At 41.3% G+C, this 15,237-nt stretch carries 19 protein-coding genes; all 19 read left to right on the top strand.

What is annotated here, in order from left to right:
• The first annotated feature begins 15 nt into the window (after positions 1–15).
• The 19 genes from fliF to flhB are packed head-to-tail and all read left to right on the top strand — an operon-like array spanning position 16 to position 15,209.
• Positions 16–1,626 (top strand): flagellar basal-body MS-ring/collar protein FliF, encoded by a 1,611-nt coding sequence (gene fliF / locus H7F27_RS12265; RefSeq protein ID WP_024121396.1) that lies wholly within the window; start codon positions 16–18, stop codon positions 1,624–1,626.
• 12 nt (positions 1,627–1,638) lie between these two features.
• Positions 1,639–2,655 (top strand): flagellar motor switch protein FliG, encoded by a 1,017-nt coding sequence (gene fliG, locus H7F27_RS12260; protein WP_003231981.1) that lies wholly within the window; start codon positions 1,639–1,641, stop codon positions 2,653–2,655.
• Positions 2,648–3,400 carry a flagellar assembly protein FliH gene (gene fliH / locus H7F27_RS12255; RefSeq protein WP_024121397.1) on the top strand — a complete coding sequence of 251 codons (753 nt, stop codon included), beginning with the start codon at positions 2,648–2,650 and terminating at the stop codon, positions 3,398–3,400. Before fliG ends, fliH begins: the two co-directional genes overlap by 8 nt.
• Entirely contained in the window at positions 3,397–4,713 is a 1,317-nt protein-coding gene (fliI, locus tag H7F27_RS12250; protein ID WP_095713837.1) for a flagellar protein export ATPase FliI, read from the top strand. The genes fliH and fliI overlap by 4 nt, the downstream gene beginning before the upstream one ends.
• A gap of 3 nt (positions 4,714–4,716) precedes the next feature.
• On the top strand, positions 4,717–5,160 hold the full coding sequence (gene fliJ, locus H7F27_RS12245; protein WP_010334249.1) for a flagellar export protein FliJ: 444 nt from the start codon (positions 4,717–4,719) through the stop codon (positions 5,158–5,160).
• An 11-nt stretch (positions 5,161–5,171) separates the two neighbouring features.
• Positions 5,172–5,786: a MotE family protein gene (locus H7F27_RS12240; RefSeq protein WP_024121399.1), complete on the top strand. Its 615-nt coding sequence runs from the start codon at positions 5,172–5,174 to the stop codon at positions 5,784–5,786.
• Between the two features lie 11 nt (positions 5,787–5,797).
• Positions 5,798–7,264 carry a flagellar hook-length control protein FliK gene (locus tag H7F27_RS12235; RefSeq protein ID WP_185847973.1) on the top strand — a complete coding sequence of 489 codons (1,467 nt, stop codon included), beginning with the start codon at positions 5,798–5,800 and terminating at the stop codon, positions 7,262–7,264.
• Positions 7,261–7,686 (top strand): flagellar hook assembly protein FlgD, encoded by a 426-nt coding sequence (flgD, locus tag H7F27_RS12230; RefSeq protein WP_024121401.1) that lies wholly within the window; start codon positions 7,261–7,263, stop codon positions 7,684–7,686. The genes H7F27_RS12235 and flgD overlap by 4 nt, the downstream gene beginning before the upstream one ends.
• Before the next feature lie 21 nt (positions 7,687–7,707).
• Entirely contained in the window at positions 7,708–8,502 is a 795-nt protein-coding gene (gene flgG, locus H7F27_RS12225) for a flagellar basal body rod protein FlgG (protein ID WP_024121402.1), read from the top strand.
• Positions 8,503–8,541: 39 nt separating this feature from the next.
• Positions 8,542–8,757 carry a swarming motility protein SwrD gene (locus tag H7F27_RS12220; protein ID WP_010334253.1) on the top strand — a complete coding sequence of 72 codons (216 nt, stop codon included), beginning with the start codon at positions 8,542–8,544 and terminating at the stop codon, positions 8,755–8,757.
• Positions 8,754–9,176: a flagellar basal body-associated protein FliL gene (gene fliL, locus H7F27_RS12215; RefSeq protein WP_024121403.1), complete on the top strand. Its 423-nt coding sequence runs from the start codon at positions 8,754–8,756 to the stop codon at positions 9,174–9,176. The genes H7F27_RS12220 and fliL overlap by 4 nt, the downstream gene beginning before the upstream one ends.
• A 33-nt stretch (positions 9,177–9,209) precedes the next feature.
• Positions 9,210–10,208, top strand: coding sequence for a flagellar motor switch protein FliM (gene fliM, locus H7F27_RS12210; RefSeq protein WP_010334255.1), 999 nt, complete (start codon positions 9,210–9,212; stop codon positions 10,206–10,208).
• Entirely contained in the window at positions 10,198–11,334 is a 1,137-nt protein-coding gene (gene fliY / locus H7F27_RS12205) for a flagellar motor switch phosphatase FliY (RefSeq protein WP_024121404.1), read from the top strand. The genes fliM and fliY overlap by 11 nt, the downstream gene beginning before the upstream one ends.
• 27 nt (positions 11,335–11,361) lie before the next feature.
• Positions 11,362–11,724, top strand: coding sequence for a chemotaxis protein CheY (gene cheY, locus H7F27_RS12200; RefSeq protein WP_010334256.1), 363 nt, complete (start codon positions 11,362–11,364; stop codon positions 11,722–11,724).
• A 14-nt stretch (positions 11,725–11,738) separates the two neighbouring features.
• Entirely contained in the window at positions 11,739–12,398 is a 660-nt protein-coding gene (gene fliZ / locus H7F27_RS12195) for a flagella biosynthesis regulatory protein FliZ (RefSeq protein ID WP_024121405.1), read from the top strand.
• On the top strand, positions 12,391–13,056 hold the full coding sequence (fliP, locus tag H7F27_RS12190) for a flagellar type III secretion system pore protein FliP (protein WP_024121406.1): 666 nt from the start codon (positions 12,391–12,393) through the stop codon (positions 13,054–13,056). The genes fliZ and fliP overlap by 8 nt, the downstream gene beginning before the upstream one ends.
• A 14-nt stretch (positions 13,057–13,070) precedes the next feature.
• Positions 13,071–13,340: a flagellar biosynthesis protein FliQ gene (gene fliQ, locus H7F27_RS12185; RefSeq protein WP_010334259.1), complete on the top strand. Its 270-nt coding sequence runs from the start codon at positions 13,071–13,073 to the stop codon at positions 13,338–13,340.
• Between the two features lie 7 nt (positions 13,341–13,347).
• Positions 13,348–14,127, top strand: coding sequence for a flagellar biosynthetic protein FliR (fliR, locus tag H7F27_RS12180; RefSeq protein ID WP_024121407.1), 780 nt, complete (start codon positions 13,348–13,350; stop codon positions 14,125–14,127).
• A complete protein-coding gene (gene flhB / locus H7F27_RS12175) occupies positions 14,127–15,209 on the top strand; it encodes a flagellar biosynthesis protein FlhB (RefSeq protein WP_185847972.1) in 1,083 nt (360 codons plus the stop codon). Before fliR ends, flhB begins: the two co-directional genes overlap by 1 nt.
• Positions 15,210–15,237 lie beyond the last annotated feature (28 nt).

Here is a 15,237-nt window from a genome sequence, read left to right as displayed (position 1 = left end):
TGACCGGGGGTTAACATGAATCGTACTCTAATGCAAATGAAAAACAAAACGAGTGAGTTTTGGAAAAATAGATCTAAATTACAAAAGGTTTTAATGATTAGTGCTTTAGCGGCAATTATCATTCTTGCCATTATTATCAGTATTTTTTCTTCTAATCAGAAAATGGCGCCGCTGTACAAAGATTTGTCAGCTGAAGAAGCCGGACAGATCAAAGAGGAATTGGATGCAAAAAAAGTGCCTAGCGAACTTTCAAATGGCGGTACGGTCATTAAGGTTCCGGAAGATCAGGTTGATTCACTGAAAGTTCAGCTGGCGGCAGAAGGGCTTCCTAAAACCGGATCAATTGATTACTCATTTTTTGGACAGAACGCCGGCTTTGGTTTAACAGATAATGAATTTGATATGGTGAAAGTCAAAGCCACACAAACGGAACTATCCAATCTGATTAATGAAATGGACGGTATCAAAAATTCAAAAGTAATGATTAACCTTCCGAAAGACGCTGTCTTTGTCGGTGAAGAGCAATCAGCAGCATCTGCTTCAATCGTCCTGCAGACTCAGCCTGGATACACTCTGGATCAAAGCCAGATCAACGGATTATATCATCTGGTATCAAAAAGTGTGCCGAACTTAAAAGAAGATAACATCGTCATCATGGACCAGAACTCTACATACTATGACAAAACAGACAGCGGTTCAGGGTCCTACGCTGATAGTTATTCTTCGCAGCAGGGAGTTAAATCCCAAGTTGAAAAAGACATTCAAAAACATGTTCAGTCATTGCTTGGAACGATGATGGGGCAGGACAAAGTTGTTGTTTCTGTCACGGCTGATATTGACTTTACAAAAGAAAATCGCACAGAAGACATCGTCGAGCCTGTTGACAAAGAAAACATGGAAGGCATCGCGGTCAGTGCTGAAAAAGTATCGGAAACATATCAGGGAGACGGCGCAGCTAATGGCGGAACTGCCGGAACCGGTGATGAAGATGTAACAAACTATCAAGCTGACGGTGAAAATACCGAAAGTGGGAACTACGAAAAAAGCAGTAATAAAATCAATTACGAGGTTAATCGAATCCATAAAGAAATAGCTGAAAGCCCTTATAAGGTAAGGGATTTAGGGATTCAAGTAATGGTAGAGCCGCCTGATGCCAAAAACACAGCGTCGCTATCAACTGAAAGACAGGATGATATACAAAAAATCCTTTCAACTGTTGTCAGAACATCATTGGATAAGGATGAAACACAGAACCAGAACCTTTCTGATGAAGATATCAATAATAAAATTGTTGTCTCCGTTCAGCCTTTTGACGGAAAAGTAAGTCTGGATACTGATACGGAAAAATCCTCCGGTATCCCAATGTGGGTATATATCGTAGGGGGCGTATTGATCGCAGTTATCATCATTCTGATCATTATGTTTATCAGAAAGAAACGCGTTCAAGAGGATGAATTTGAGGAATACACGTACGAAGTGCCTCAGGAGCCTATCAATTTGCCTGATATTAATGAAGAGGAAAATGAAACAGAGGAAACAGTCAGACGAAAACAGCTTGAAAAGATGGCGAAAGATAAGCCTGAAGACTTTGCAAAACTGCTGAGAAGCTGGCTGGCCGAGGATTAGGAGGGATTAGAAATGGCGAGACGTGATCAAGACAAGCTTACAGGAAAACAAAAAGCAGCCATTCTCATGATTTCCTTAGGTTTAGATGTGTCAGCTTCTGTATATAAGCATTTAACCGATGAAGAAATTGAAAGGCTTACCCTTGAAATATCAGGAGTTAGAAGTGTCGATCATCAAAAAAAGGATGAAATTATAGAGGAATTTCATAATATAGCGATTGCCCAGGATTATATTTCTCAGGGCGGTTTAAGCTATGCCAGACAAGTTCTTGAGAAGGCGCTCGGAGAAGATAAGGCTGAAAACATACTAAACAGGCTGACTTCTTCTCTGCAAGTTAAACCATTTGACTTTGCCAGAAAAGCAGAGCCTGAACAAATTTTAAATTTCATCCAACAAGAGCATCCGCAAACGATGGCTTTAATCTTGTCTTACCTTGACCCTGTGCAGGCCGGACAAATTTTATCCGAGCTGAATCCTGAGGTACAGGCAGAAGTCGCAAGAAGGATTGCGGTAATGGACAGAACGTCACCTGAAATTATTAATGAAGTAGAACGGATTCTGGAACAGAAATTATCCTCCGCATTTACTCAGGATTATACACAAACCGGCGGAATCGAAGCTGTTGTTGAAGTGTTAAACGGTGTAGACAGAGGAACAGAAAAGACGATATTGGATTCTTTGGAAATTCAGGATCCTGATCTTGCTGAAGAAATCAAGAAGCGGATGTTTGTCTTTGAGGATATTGTTACCCTTGATAACCGAGCAATTCAGCGGGTTATACGCGATGTTGAAAACGACGATCTGCTCCTTTCATTAAAGGTGGCAAGCGAGGAAGTCAAAGAAATTGTATTCAACAATATGTCACAGCGTATGGTTGAAACATTCAAAGAAGAAATGGAATTTATGGGCCCTGTACGTTTGAAGGATGTAGAAGAGGCTCAATCAAGAATTGTAAGCATCGTCAGAAAGCTTGAAGAAGCCGGTGAAATTGTTATAGCAAGAGGCGGAGGAGACGATATTATTGTCTAATATCATTAAACAAGAATCATCTTTTTCCCCACAGCAGGAAAGAAGAAAGCTTTCTTTACAAGAGGTTCGGATCGATCATTCACATCTTTTACAGACTGAAGAAAATCCGGAAGCTTTAATGGCCCGGATCAAAGAAGAAGCTGATCGGATTTCCGAGCAAGCGAACAGCCAGATGGAAGACATCCGCCGTCAAATTGAGCAGGAAAAAAATGATTGGGCGGCTGAAAAACAGCAGCTTATTGAAGAAGCGAAAACAGAAGGTTTCGAACAAGGTGTTGCATTAGGGAGAGCTGAAGCCTTACAACAGTATGCTGAGCTGCTCAATCAGGCAAACAGCATAACAGAGATGTCCAGAAGAGCTGTAGAGGATAAGCTTGAAGATGCCTCCGGAGAAATCGTTGAGCTTGCCGTTGCGTTAGCTAAAAAAGTATGGCAGCAAAAATCTGATGATAAAGAGGCCTTTATCCTGCTTGTGAAACAGGTGGTAAACGAAGTAAAGGAATATGACGATATATCAATATATGTGGACCCTTATTACTATGAAACAGTTTTTCAGCATAAAGACGAAATCCAGCAGCTTCTTTACAAAGAATGCCGGCTGGGTTTATACGCCGATGAAAAAGCTGAAAAAGGATCATGCTATATAGAAACTCCTTTTGGAAGAGTGGATGCAAGCATTGATACCCAGCTGGTGCAACTGAAGCATAAGCTCCTTACAGCACTGGAAGCAGGTGCGGATCAATGAAGACACAGAGTCTGATAGATTGCATAGAAATGACAGACTCGTATAAGCGTTATGGAAAAGTGAAACGGGTGATCGGCCTGATGATCGAATCAAAGGGGCCGGCAAGCTCAATAGGCGACCTGTGCCTGATTTATGCAAAAGGTCAATCAGGAAAAGTCATCAAAGCTGAAGTTGTTGGATTTCAGGAAGAAAATATTTTGTTAATGCCCTATTTAGAGGCCGCTAGCATTGCCCCCGGGAGCATTGTTGAAGCCACCGGTGAATCTCTTCGTGTAAAGGTAGGAGCCGGTCTGATCGGACAAGTCATTGATGCGTTTGGCGAACCGCTCGACGGAAAACTTTTGCCGAAAGGACTTTCGCCTGTATCGACGGAGCAATCACCTCCTAACCCGATGAAACGCCCGCCTATCCGGGAAAAAATGGGTGTTGGAGTCAGGTCTATTGACAGTCTGCTGACTGTCGGAAAAGGCCAGCGGATTGGTATTTTCGCAGGAAGCGGCGTCGGAAAAAGCACGTTAATGGGAATGATCGCTAAACAGACCGAAGCTGATTTAAACGTAATTGCACTCGTCGGAGAACGCGGTCGAGAGGTTCGGGAGTTTATTGAAAAAGACTTGGGAGCAGAGGGTCTGAAGCGGTCAATTGTAGTTGTTGCTACCTCAGACCAGCCTGCATTAACGAGGTTGAAAGCCGCATATACGGCGACAGCCATTGCTGAGTACTTTCGTGATAAAGGGCAAAATGTCATGTTTATGATGGATTCTGTCACAAGGGTGGCGATGGCTCAGAGGGAGATCGGACTTGCCGCTGGAGAGCCCCCGACGACAAAAGGATATACACCCTCTGTGTTCGCTATTTTACCTCGTTTACTAGAGAGAACAGGTGCAAATGAACACGGAACAATCACAGCGTTTTATACAGTGTTAGTCGACGGAGATGACATGAATGAGCCTATTGCTGATACTGTTCGCGGAATCTTAGACGGACACATTGTGTTAGACAGGGCTCTTGCTAATAAAGGCCAGTTTCCTGCCGTCAATGTGTTAAAAAGCATCAGCAGGGTGATGTCAAACATCTCGACAAAACAGCACTTAGACGCAGCGAATAAATTCCGTGAACTTTTATCAACGTATCAAAATTCTGAAGATCTCATTAATATTGGAGCTTACAAAAGAGGGTCCTCAAGAGAAATTGATGAGGCGATACAATTTTATCCGCAGCTTATTCAATTTCTGAAGCAGGGAACAGAAGAATCAGCATCATTGGAAGAAAGCATTGCTGCATTAACTAGTTTGACAGGAAATGAGGAATAGAACGTGGCCTATCAATTTAGATTCCAAAAGCTGCTGGAACTAAAAGAGAACGAAAAAGACCAGTCTTTGTCTGAGTATCAGCAATCAGTTTCTGAATTTGAAACTGTAGCGGAGAAACTATATGAGAATATGAGCAAAAAGGAATTGCTTGAGCAAAATAAAGAAAACAAACTGAAAAGCGGGATGAGCGTTCAAGAGATGAGGCATTATCAGCAATTTGTCTCAAATCTTGAAAACACCATTTATCACTACCAAAAGCTCGTCATTATGAAAAGGAATCAAATGAACCAAAAGCAAGAAGTGTTAACAGAAAAAAATATTGAAGTGAAGAAGTTTGAAAAGATGCGTGAAAAACAGTTTAAAATGTTTGCTCTTGAAGACAAAGCTGCAGAGATGAAAGAAATGGACGATATTTCGATCAAGCAGTTTATGATTCAAGGCCATTAGGAGCGAATGTAATGTCCGGCAAAAAGAAAGAATCAGGTAAGTTCCGATCGGTTTTGCTGATCATTATCCTTCCGCTGATATTTCTGCTTATAGCAGGGGGGATTGTTCTCTGGGCGGCTGGTGTCAATGTCTTAAAGCCGATACAGGAAGCTGCAGCCAAAACGCCAGTTCTTAAAGAATTGGTTCCTGAGACCGAAGATAAAAAAGATACATCATCAACAGCTAAGAATAACAGTAATACGGCGGCTCTGGAAAAAACCATTAAGGATCAAAAAAGTGAGATCAGTATATTGAATAAGGATTTGGATACAAGCAAATCTGAAATAGACAGGCTGAATCAAAAGATTCGTTCTCTTGAAAAAACAGCGGAAGACCAAAAAAAGACACCGAAGGATAACACAGAAGATTCATCAAGTTCTGATAAAGCTTCTGATGATAAAGTCATCAGTGTTTATAAAAGCATGGACAGCGGAAAGGCTGCCAAAATCATTGCCCAATTAAAAGAGAAAGAAGCGCTGAAAATATTGAATGGACTGAGCAAAAAGCAGCTTGCTGAAATTTTGGCAAAAATGACTCCTGAGCAAGCGGCAACATATACAGAAAAAATTGCTGCCAGCCAAGAATAGGGGGAATAAAGGTGAAGCTGCTTGAATTAGCCGGACCTCGGCTGCAAACTACAGCAGGGACAGCTGCTAAAACAATCAAAAATAGCCAGGGAGTTTTTCAAAATTGGCTTATGTCTGAAGCCGGCTCGAAAGAACCTTCATCACAAGGAAATGGGACTCTGACTGACGATCAGCTTTTAAAAGATGCATGTAAAAAGATCAGTGATTGGCTAAATGCAACTCCTGAAAATCAAGACAAGGAAAAAGCCGATCTTCTGCAAACGTTAAGTAAACTAACAGGAAAGCAGCTGGATGAATCCGCTCAGCAAATGTTACAGAATCTGCTGCAAGCAGTTGAATTAAAATTGGCTGACGGAACTGATCAACTGCACATGGGGCAAATACTTGCAGACAAAACCATTTCTGAAGAGAAAACTGCTCTGACTGCAAAGTATTCAGCTGGTGATGCCGCTACTGATGAACTCAAGTCTGACAGAGAGCAAGAAGTTCAGGAAAATGAGGCATCAGCAGAAGATGATAAAACGCTTATTCATATCCAAATGCTTATCAGTCAGCTTTTAGAAGGAAATAAAATGACTGACCGTGATCATCAAGCTCATACTGTCTACAAAAATGGAGATGAATTTCTTTCGGCATTAGAAAAAAAAGGCATATCTGAACAGCTTATTCAGGATCTTAAACAGCAGATATTTACAAAAGACGAGTCAAATTCAAAGCTTTATAAGATGTCAAAGTCAGAGCTGAAAAGTTTTCAAAGCTTAATGGAACAGATGTCAGTGCTTCCTCAAAAAGGGACGAAGGAATGGAATATAGCTGAAAGTCAGCTGAAAGCTTTTTTGTTATCGAAATCATCCGAATCGTCACTAGAGGTCGGAAAACGTGCCCTTTCGCCGGACACTCTGACGTCAGGTAATAAAAGTACGGCAGATTCCTCTGTAAGTATTCAGCCTATTGATAGTAAGTCAGGAATTCAAATGATGTTTTCAGGCTACCGGAGCACCGGAGGAGTTCAGACACTCGATTTGCAGCTCTCATCTGATTTGCATGCAGCCGATACGAAAACGGCTGCTGATCAAGTGATCAGTGCATGGAAGCAGATGAAATATACACCCTTTGGGAGGTCAACCGGCAGTTTTACAATTCGGCTGAACCCTGAACATTTAGGATTTGTCACAATTAAGCTGACCAATGAAAATGGAATGTTCCAGAGTAAAATCATTGCATCCAGCCAATCTGCAAAAGAGCTGCTCGAACAACATCTGCCTCAGCTGAAGCAATCACTGCCGAATATGGCTGTCCAAGTTGACCGTTTTACATTGCCGATTCAAAGCGGAGACCAGCCGATATATGGCCAGCTTGCTGATGAACAGAAACAGCAGCAAGAGGGACAGAAGCAGCAAAGACAGAAAAAGCAATCAAACGAGTTTGGAGACTTGCTTGATGAAGTGTCAATGGTTGAATTGGAGGAAGAAGAATGACATCAATAAGCTCAGAATATAAATTGCCTGAAAAAACAAGCAGCACTGCCGCTGCAAGCAACAGCAGCCTGGGAAAAGACGAGTTCTTAAAAATATTAATGACTCAAGTCCAAAACCAAGATCCGCTTAATCCGGTTGATGACAAAGAATTTATCAGCCAGATGGCGACTTTTTCAAGCCTGGAACAGATGATGAATCTGAATACGACGATGACTAAATTCGTTGAAAACCAAGATCCGTTTACAACGTATGTTGATTGGATGGGAAAAGAAGTATCTTGGACTGATGGTAAAAGTGCAACAGATAAAACAGGCACCGTAAGCTCTGTTAAACATTCTAAAGGTAATTATTATCTTGTTCTTGATGATGGGACCGAGATCAGTCCGGCGAATGTCATGTCTGTGGGACAATCATCTAAATAAAAACATCTGGGGGAATATATTATGTTACGTTCACTTTATTCTGGAATCAGCGGTATGAAAAACTTTCAAACAAAACTTGATGTTATCGGCAATAATATTGCCAACGTAAATACAGTGGGATTCAAAAAGAGCCGGGTTACCTTTAAAGATATGGTAAGTCAAACGATTGCCGGCGGTTCTGCTGCTGGTGCAACAATCGGCGGAACAAACTCTAAGCAGATCGGTTTAGGTTCATCATCTGGCACAATTGATACCATCCATTCAACAAGCGCGACACAAAGCACAGGAAGAACGCTTGATTTAGCGATTGACGGCGACGGTTATTTTCAAATCGATACAGGTGATGGAACGGCTTACACAAGAGCTGGAAACTTCTATTTAGATAATACCGGAACATTGGTGACTGGTGACGGCTACCATGTGTTAAATATGACAGGAGGAACAATAAAAATTCCTCTAGATGCTCAAAGCTTTAGTATCGGATCTGATGGAAAAGTGTCAATTGTTGATGCTGGCGGTAAACCACAAGATGGCGGTCAGATCGGGATTGTTACTTTTGCAAACAGTGACGGTTTAGATAAAATCGGAAGCAACTTGTATCGTGAATCTTTGAACTCTGGAACTGCTAGTGCAGCTAATCAGCCTGGTGATGGCGGTACAGGTGCCTTGAAGTCAGGATTTATAGAAATGTCTAACGTTGATTTAACAGACGAGTTTACTGAAATGATTGTTGCTCAGCGCGGGTTCCAATCAAACTCTAAGATTATTACAACATCGGATGAAATCCTTCAAGAGCTGGTTAACCTTAAACGTTAAGGAGGGAGGGGAGGCGAGTAATCGCTTCTCCGCTGTTTTATGATTAAAGTAACCCGTTTAAATGGGCAGCCCTTTACGCTGAATGCGTTATTTATTGAACAGATTGAATGCTTTCCGGATACTACAATCACACTGTCGAACGGTAAGAAGTTTGTAGTAAAAGAAGATGAAGAAGCTGTTCTGGAGAAGATTGTGTCTTTCTATCAAAAAATACAAATATTTTCAATGGACCATGGAATAGAGGAACCGGAATGAAGAAAAAATTATTGATCATTTTACTAATTATTCTTATCGTAATTGGTGCTCTCGGGGCGGCGGCTTATTTTGTTTTAGGCGGAAAGTCCGAAAAAAGTGAGGCAAAACGAAGTATTGATGAAATCGTTGCATCTTCTGTTGATGTAGCAGAAATCACAACGAATTTAAAATCCGATAACATTATTCGCTTAGCGATTAAACTTGAAACTGACTCTGATAAATCAAAAGAAGAGCTTGAAAAACGTGATTTTCAAGTGAAAGATGCTGTTATATCACTGCTGGCTGATACGAATGCTGATGAGATTGAGGGAGACAAGGGAAAAGAAACCTTTAAGAAGGAACTAAAAGATAAAGTGAATAGCTACCTCCAAGAAGGAAAAGTAGAAAAAGTGTATATTACCTCTTTTAATCTGCAATAAAGCATAATTTGACAGAATACGGAGGTGAGGAAAATGTCAGGAGAAGTTCTCTCCCAAAATGAAATAGATGCACTGCTTTCTGCAATATCAACGGGTGAAATGGATGCTGAAGAGCTGAAAAAAGAAGAAAAAGAGAAAAAAGTAAAGGTTTATGATTTCAAACGCGCGCTGCGGTTTTCTAAAGACCAAATCCGCAGTTTAACAAGAATTCATGACAATTTTGCAAGACTTCTTACAACTCACTTTTCTGCTCAGCTCAGAACGTATATCCATATATCGGTCAGCTCTGTTGATCAGGTTCCATACGAGGAATTTATCCGATCCATACCGAATATGACGATCCTGAATTTATTCGATGTCCATCCGATGGAAGGCAGAATTATGATGGAGGTTAACCCGACAATTGCCTATACGATGATGGATCGTGTGATGGGGGGCATCGGGATCAGTCATAATAAGGTTGATAGTTTAACAGAAATTGAAACAAAAATTATTTCTAATTTATTTGAAAATGCACTGGGAAATTATAAAGAAGCTTGGCAGTCCATTGCTGATATTGAGCCCGAAATGACTGAGTTTGAAGTGAATCCGCAATTTGTTCAGATGGTATCTCCTAATGAAACGGTTGTTGTTATTTCACTCAACACACAAATCGGCGAAATCAGCGGTGTCATCAATCTTTGTATCCCGCATATCGTCCTCGAGCCGCTCATACCAAAGCTTTCGGTCCATTATTGGATGCAATCAGAAAGAAATGAACCGAAACCTGAGGAAACAAAGTCGCTTGAAAAACGTATCATGACAGCACAAATACCTGTCGTGGCCGAACTCGGCACATCTGAACTGACAATAGAAGAGTTTTTAAGTTTAGAAGTCGGAGACTGCATAACTTTGGACAAATCAGTAACAGATCCTCTTACTGTATTGGTCGGAGATAAGCCGAAATTTTTAGGACAAGCCGGCCGGGTGAATCGAAAACAGGCAGTGCAAATTTTAGACCACGACATAAGAGGTGAACAAGATGGAGAATAACAGATTATCTCAAGATGAGATTGACGCGCTTCTTAACGGCACGAGCAGCACACCTGATGAGCCTGAGGCTCCGGAAGTGCATGACTTATCGGACATGGAGCGTGATGCGATCGGTGAAATCGGAAATATTTCATTCGGCAGTTCAGCGACAGCTTTATCCACGCTTTTAAATCAAAAAGTTGATATTACGACTCCAAACGTAACTGTCATCCCAAGAAGCAAAATCAGTGATGCGTTTCCTGAACCGTATGTTGCAATTGAAGTGAATTATACGGAAGGTTTCAGCGGCAGCAACCTGCTAGTCGTCGAACAAAGTGACGCGGCGATTATTGCGGACCTAATGATCGGGGGAGACGGGAAAGGTGCAGATCCTTCACTTGGAGAGATCCATTTGAGCGCGGTTCAAGAAGCGATGAACCAAATGATGGGGTCGGCAGCAACGTCAATGTCTACTGTATTCAGTAAAAAAATTGATATTTCACCCCCGCGTGTAGAACTGCTTGATGTAAATGAAGAAAAAGGAACAGACCGTATTCCTGCTGATGAAATGCTGGTTAAAGTTTCTTTCCGCTTGAAGGTGGGCGAGTTAATAGACTCTAACATCATGCAGCTATATCCGCTGACATTTGCTAAAGATTTGATCTCGAGCCTTATGAACACGGAGGAAAGTCCAGCTGAAGAAACAACGCCGGAGCCTGAGGTTACATATGAACAGCCGAAAGAGCCTGTGATGCCCGAGCCACGGAACGAACCGCAGCAGCAAGTGCCGGCTAAAAGGCAGGGGAAACCGAAGAAAGCCGCGCCTGTTCAAGTTTCACCAGTGGAATTTTCATCATTTGATCCAAATGAGAGCACACAAGCTCCTATAAACAATCTGGATATGCTTTTGGATATCCCGCTTTCGATCACTGTTGAACTCGGCAGAACGAAAAGAAGCGTAAAAGAAATTTTAGAACTTTCAGCCGGAAGTATTATTGAGCTGGATAAATTAGCCGGTGAGCCGGTAGATATTTTAGTGAATCAGCGTATCGTCGCCAAAGGCGAAGTCGTGGTCATTGAGGAAAACTTCGGAGTAAGGGTCACTGACATATTAAGCCAGGCAGAACGCATTAATAATTTAAAATAAAGAAACACGAGGAGAGAGAAAAAAATTATGGCACATAGAATTTTAATTGTAGATGACGCAGCATTTATGAGAATGATGATCAAAGATATTTTGGTAAAAAACGGTTTTGACGTAGTAGCAGAAGCCGAAAATGGCGCTCAGGCTGTAGAAAAATTTAAAGAGCATTCTCCTGACTTAGTTACAATGGATATCACAATGCCAGAAATGGACGGTATTACTGCACTAAAAGAAATTAAACAAATTGATGCTCAAGCTAAAATCATTATGTGTTCTGCCATGGGACAGCAATCAATGGTTATCGATGCTATTCAAGCCGGCGCTAAGGATTTTATCGTGAAACCTTTCCAGGCGGACCGTGTACTTGAAGCAATCAACAAAACATTAAGCTAAAGGGTGTACGACTGTTGAAAAAGAGTCAATGTTTCATTGCTTTTATATGTTTTTTCATTTTATTCAGTGTGCATCCGCTTGCTGCTGATGCGGCGGCATCTGATGATTCAACTGTAAACGAATGGTTTCAAAAGAAAGAGGAAAAGACCGCAGATAAGCCAGAGCAAAAGAAAGAAAAAACGACACAAACTGCTGATGAGACGGAGGGAGCTGCTACTCCTTCTGTTTCAGCTTTTGATTTTGTGAAGATGATTTTCGCTTTATTGTTTGTCATCGCGCTGATTTACGGGCTTGTTAAGCTTATGAACAAAAGAAACCGGCTGCTAAAGCCTTTTCAATATGTTGAAAATATTGGCGGAACATCGGTTGGCCAAAACCGATCAATCCAATTGATTAAAGTCGGCAACAGTGTTCTCGTCGTTGGGGTAGGAGAGACGATCCAGCTCCTTAAAGAAATTGAGGATGAAAAGGAAATCGAAGTCATACTCAGCCAGCATGAAGAGGCGATGTCAAGCAAAATAGAGTGGCAAAAGCTTGTCAAACCCCTAAAGGGTTCTGAGAATCAGCCGCAGCAAAAGCTGCCTTCATTTTCAAAAGCATTAAAAGAGCAGCTTGAAGAGCTAAAACAAAACCGTTCAGAAGGAAAAAAGAAAGGCCCACGTCATCATGAATGAGTTTATAAATATTTTCAGTTCTAGCGATCCGGGTAACGTCAGTTCAACTGTTAAATTACTATTATTGTTAACTGTATTTTCAGTGGCGCCTGGAATATTGATTCTTATGACTTGTTTTACCCGCATCGTCATCGTTCTGTCGTTTGTCAGAACTTCACTGGCGACGCAATCAATGCCGCCCAACCAGGTCCTTATCGGCCTTGCGCTATTTTTAACATTTTTTATTATGGCTCCTACTTTTTCAGAGATTAATAAAGAAGCGCTGACACCATTGATGGACAATAAAATCAGTTTGGACGAAGCGTATACAAAAGCTGAGGAACCGATTAAAGAATTTATGAGTAAGCACACAAGGCAGAAGGATTTGGCACTGTTTATGAATTACGCGAAAATGGATAAACCCGAATCATTAAAAGATATTCCTCTTACAACGATGGTTCCCGCTTTTGCCATTTCGGAGCTCAAAACAGCGTTTCAAATAGGCTTTATGATTTTTATCCCCTTTTTAATTATTGATATGGTAGTGGCGAGCGTTCTGATGTCAATGGGGATGATGATGCTCCCTCCAGTTATGATTTCTCTGCCCTTTAAAATTTTACTTTTTGTTTTAGTAGACGGCTGGTATTTAATTGTGAAATCTTTGCTTCAGAGCTTTTAGGGTAGGTGCTAAACGTGAATTCAGAATTTGTAATTTCTATGGCGGAAAAAGCCGTATATGTAACGCTGATGATCAGCGCGCCTCTGCTTGCGATCGCTTTATTGGTCGGATTAATCGTCAGCATCTTTCAGGCGACAACTCAAATCCAGGAACAGACTTTGGCGTTTATTCCCAAAATCGTGGCAGTCCTCTTGGCACTGATTTTTTTCGGGCCATGGATGCTGTCGACCATCCTTTCGTTCACAACAGAGCTGTTTTCTAATTTAAATCGTTTTGCAGGGTAATACAGTGATGAATTCGATTATTGATTTATTTCCTGCTTTTTTATTGGTTTTTATTAGAATCTCTGCTTTTTTTGTAACGGTTCCGCTATACGGCCACAGAAACGTTCCGGCTGTTCATCGTATCGGATTTGCTTTTTTTCTTGCAGTCATTTGCTTCAGCACGATTGATAAACCTCCGTCTTTGGAGGTTGACGAGCAATATATGCTGCTGGCATTTAAAGAAGCTCTGGTGGGTCTGTGTCTTGGTTTGATTGCTTATATGATGATTGCTGCTGTTCAGATAGCCGGTTCGTTTATTGATTTTCAGATGGGTTTTTCAATTGCGAACGTTATCGATCCGCAAACGGGCGCACAGAGTCCATTGATCGGCCAGTTTATCTATACGATGGCTCTTTTGTTTATGCTGAGTGTCAATGCGCATCATTTGCTGCTGGACGGTATTTACTACAGCTTTCAGTATATTTCGGTTGATCAGGCATTTCCGAATTTTGGCGATGAAAAGTTTGCCTATCTTATCGCCAAAAGCTTTAATGCAATGTTTATTATCGCATTTCAAATGTCGGCGCCGGTTGTGGCCAGTTTGTTTCTTGTGGATCTTGCATTAGGCATCGTGGCCCGGACAGTTCCCCAATTAAATGTATTTGTCGTCGGTCTGCCTTTAAAGATTGCCGTCAGTTTTATCATGCTCATCGTATGTATGTCCGTTATCTTCGTCGTTGTTCGGAATGTTTTCGGCTTAACGATTGAAACGATGCGGAATCTTTTAGCATTGGTCGGTGTTTCTTAATGAAGCTAAGAATTGACCTCCAATTTTTTGCGGGAGAAAAAACAGAGAAAGCCACTCCGAAAAAACGGAAGGATACTAGAAAAAAAGGGCAGGTTGCAAAAAGCTCTGATGTGAATACCGCCGTTTCATTATTAGTCATCTTCCTTTCGTTTATTGCGATCGGCCCGTATATGAGAGACAGGCTGCTGTCATTTATAGAGACATTTTACACGGAGTCACTCACAATGAAGCTCTCAGAATCAAATGTGCATATCCTGTTTATCAGCTTATTAAAGGATACTGGCATTGTACTTGCTCCGATTCTGCTTGTTGCCCTTGTTGCAGGAGTTGTAAGCAACTATATGCAGGTGGGATTTTTATTTTCTACGGAAGTGATCCAGCCTAAGCTTGAAAAATTGGATCCGATAAAAGGCTTTAAACGGATATACAGCATGAGGGCGATTGTAGAGCTGCTTAAATCGATACTGAAAATTGCTGTTGTAGGGTTTGCGGCGTTTGTTGTGCTTTGGATGCACTATGGAGAAATTCTCCGCCTTCCGCTTCTGACACCTGAAGAAGCACTTTCCTTTGTTTCAAAACTCACCCTGTGGATGGGGCTGAGCGGAGCAGGGGCTTTGTTGATTCTTGCCGGACTCGATTATTTGTATCAGAGATTTGACTATGATAAAAATATCAAAATGTCAAAGCAGGATATAAAAGATGAGTACAAAAAATCTGAGGGAGATCCGATTATTAAGTCTAAAATTAAGCAACGACAGCGGGAAATGGCGATGAGGCGGATGATGCAGGAAGTGCCGAAAGCTGATGTCATCATCACAAACCCGACCCACTATGCGATCGCACTTAAATATGACGAAGAAAAAATGGATGCACCATACATTGTTGCAAAAGGTGTTGACCACCTTGCATTAAAAATTAGGAAGATTGCTAAAGAGCATGATGTCATGATGGTAGAAAACAGGCCGCTTGCCCGTGCGTTATATGATCAGGTTGAAATTGACCAGGCAGTGCCGGAAGAGTTTTTTAAAGTCTTGGCAGAAATCCTGGCTTACGTATTTAAAACGAAACAAAAAGTAAATTGAATTTTACGATTCAAAAGGAGAGAAAAAA

Origin of the sequence: Bacillus sp. PAMC26543 (assembly GCF_014250375.1) — a bacterium.
Lineage (GTDB): Bacteria > Bacillota > Bacilli > Bacillales > Bacillaceae > Bacillus > Bacillus halotolerans.
Note: the sequence above shows the minus strand (reverse complement) of the source record. Positions and strands in the feature narration are given on the sequence as shown.

Excerpts from the sequence above, each read along its gene's own strand:
- flhB (WP_185847972.1), top strand. The coding sequence starts at position 14,127 with ATGAAGCTAAGAATTGACCTCCAATTTTTTGCGGGAGAAAAAACAGAG.
- fliR (WP_024121407.1), top strand. The coding sequence starts at position 13,348 with ATGAATTCGATTATTGATTTATTTCCTGCTTTTTTATTGGTTTTTATT.
- cheY (WP_010334256.1), top strand. The coding sequence starts at position 11,362 with ATGGCACATAGAATTTTAATTGTAGATGACGCAGCATTTATGAGAATG.
- fliP (WP_024121406.1), top strand. The coding sequence starts at position 12,391 with ATGAATGAGTTTATAAATATTTTCAGTTCTAGCGATCCGGGTAACGTC.
- fliG (WP_003231981.1), top strand. The coding sequence starts at position 1,639 with ATGGCGAGACGTGATCAAGACAAGCTTACAGGAAAACAAAAAGCAGCC.
- H7F27_RS12220 (WP_010334253.1), top strand. The coding sequence starts at position 8,542 with ATGATTAAAGTAACCCGTTTAAATGGGCAGCCCTTTACGCTGAATGCG.
- fliI (WP_095713837.1), top strand. The coding sequence starts at position 3,397 with ATGAAGACACAGAGTCTGATAGATTGCATAGAAATGACAGACTCGTAT.
- flgD (WP_024121401.1), top strand. The coding sequence starts at position 7,261 with ATGACATCAATAAGCTCAGAATATAAATTGCCTGAAAAAACAAGCAGC.
- fliM (WP_010334255.1), top strand. The coding sequence starts at position 9,210 with ATGTCAGGAGAAGTTCTCTCCCAAAATGAAATAGATGCACTGCTTTCT.
- H7F27_RS12240 (WP_024121399.1), top strand. The coding sequence starts at position 5,172 with ATGTCCGGCAAAAAGAAAGAATCAGGTAAGTTCCGATCGGTTTTGCTG.
- flgG (WP_024121402.1), top strand. The coding sequence starts at position 7,708 with ATGTTACGTTCACTTTATTCTGGAATCAGCGGTATGAAAAACTTTCAA.
- fliL (WP_024121403.1), top strand. The coding sequence starts at position 8,754 with ATGAAGAAAAAATTATTGATCATTTTACTAATTATTCTTATCGTAATT.
- fliF (WP_024121396.1), top strand. The coding sequence starts at position 16 with ATGAATCGTACTCTAATGCAAATGAAAAACAAAACGAGTGAGTTTTGG.
- fliY (WP_024121404.1), top strand. The coding sequence starts at position 10,198 with ATGGAGAATAACAGATTATCTCAAGATGAGATTGACGCGCTTCTTAAC.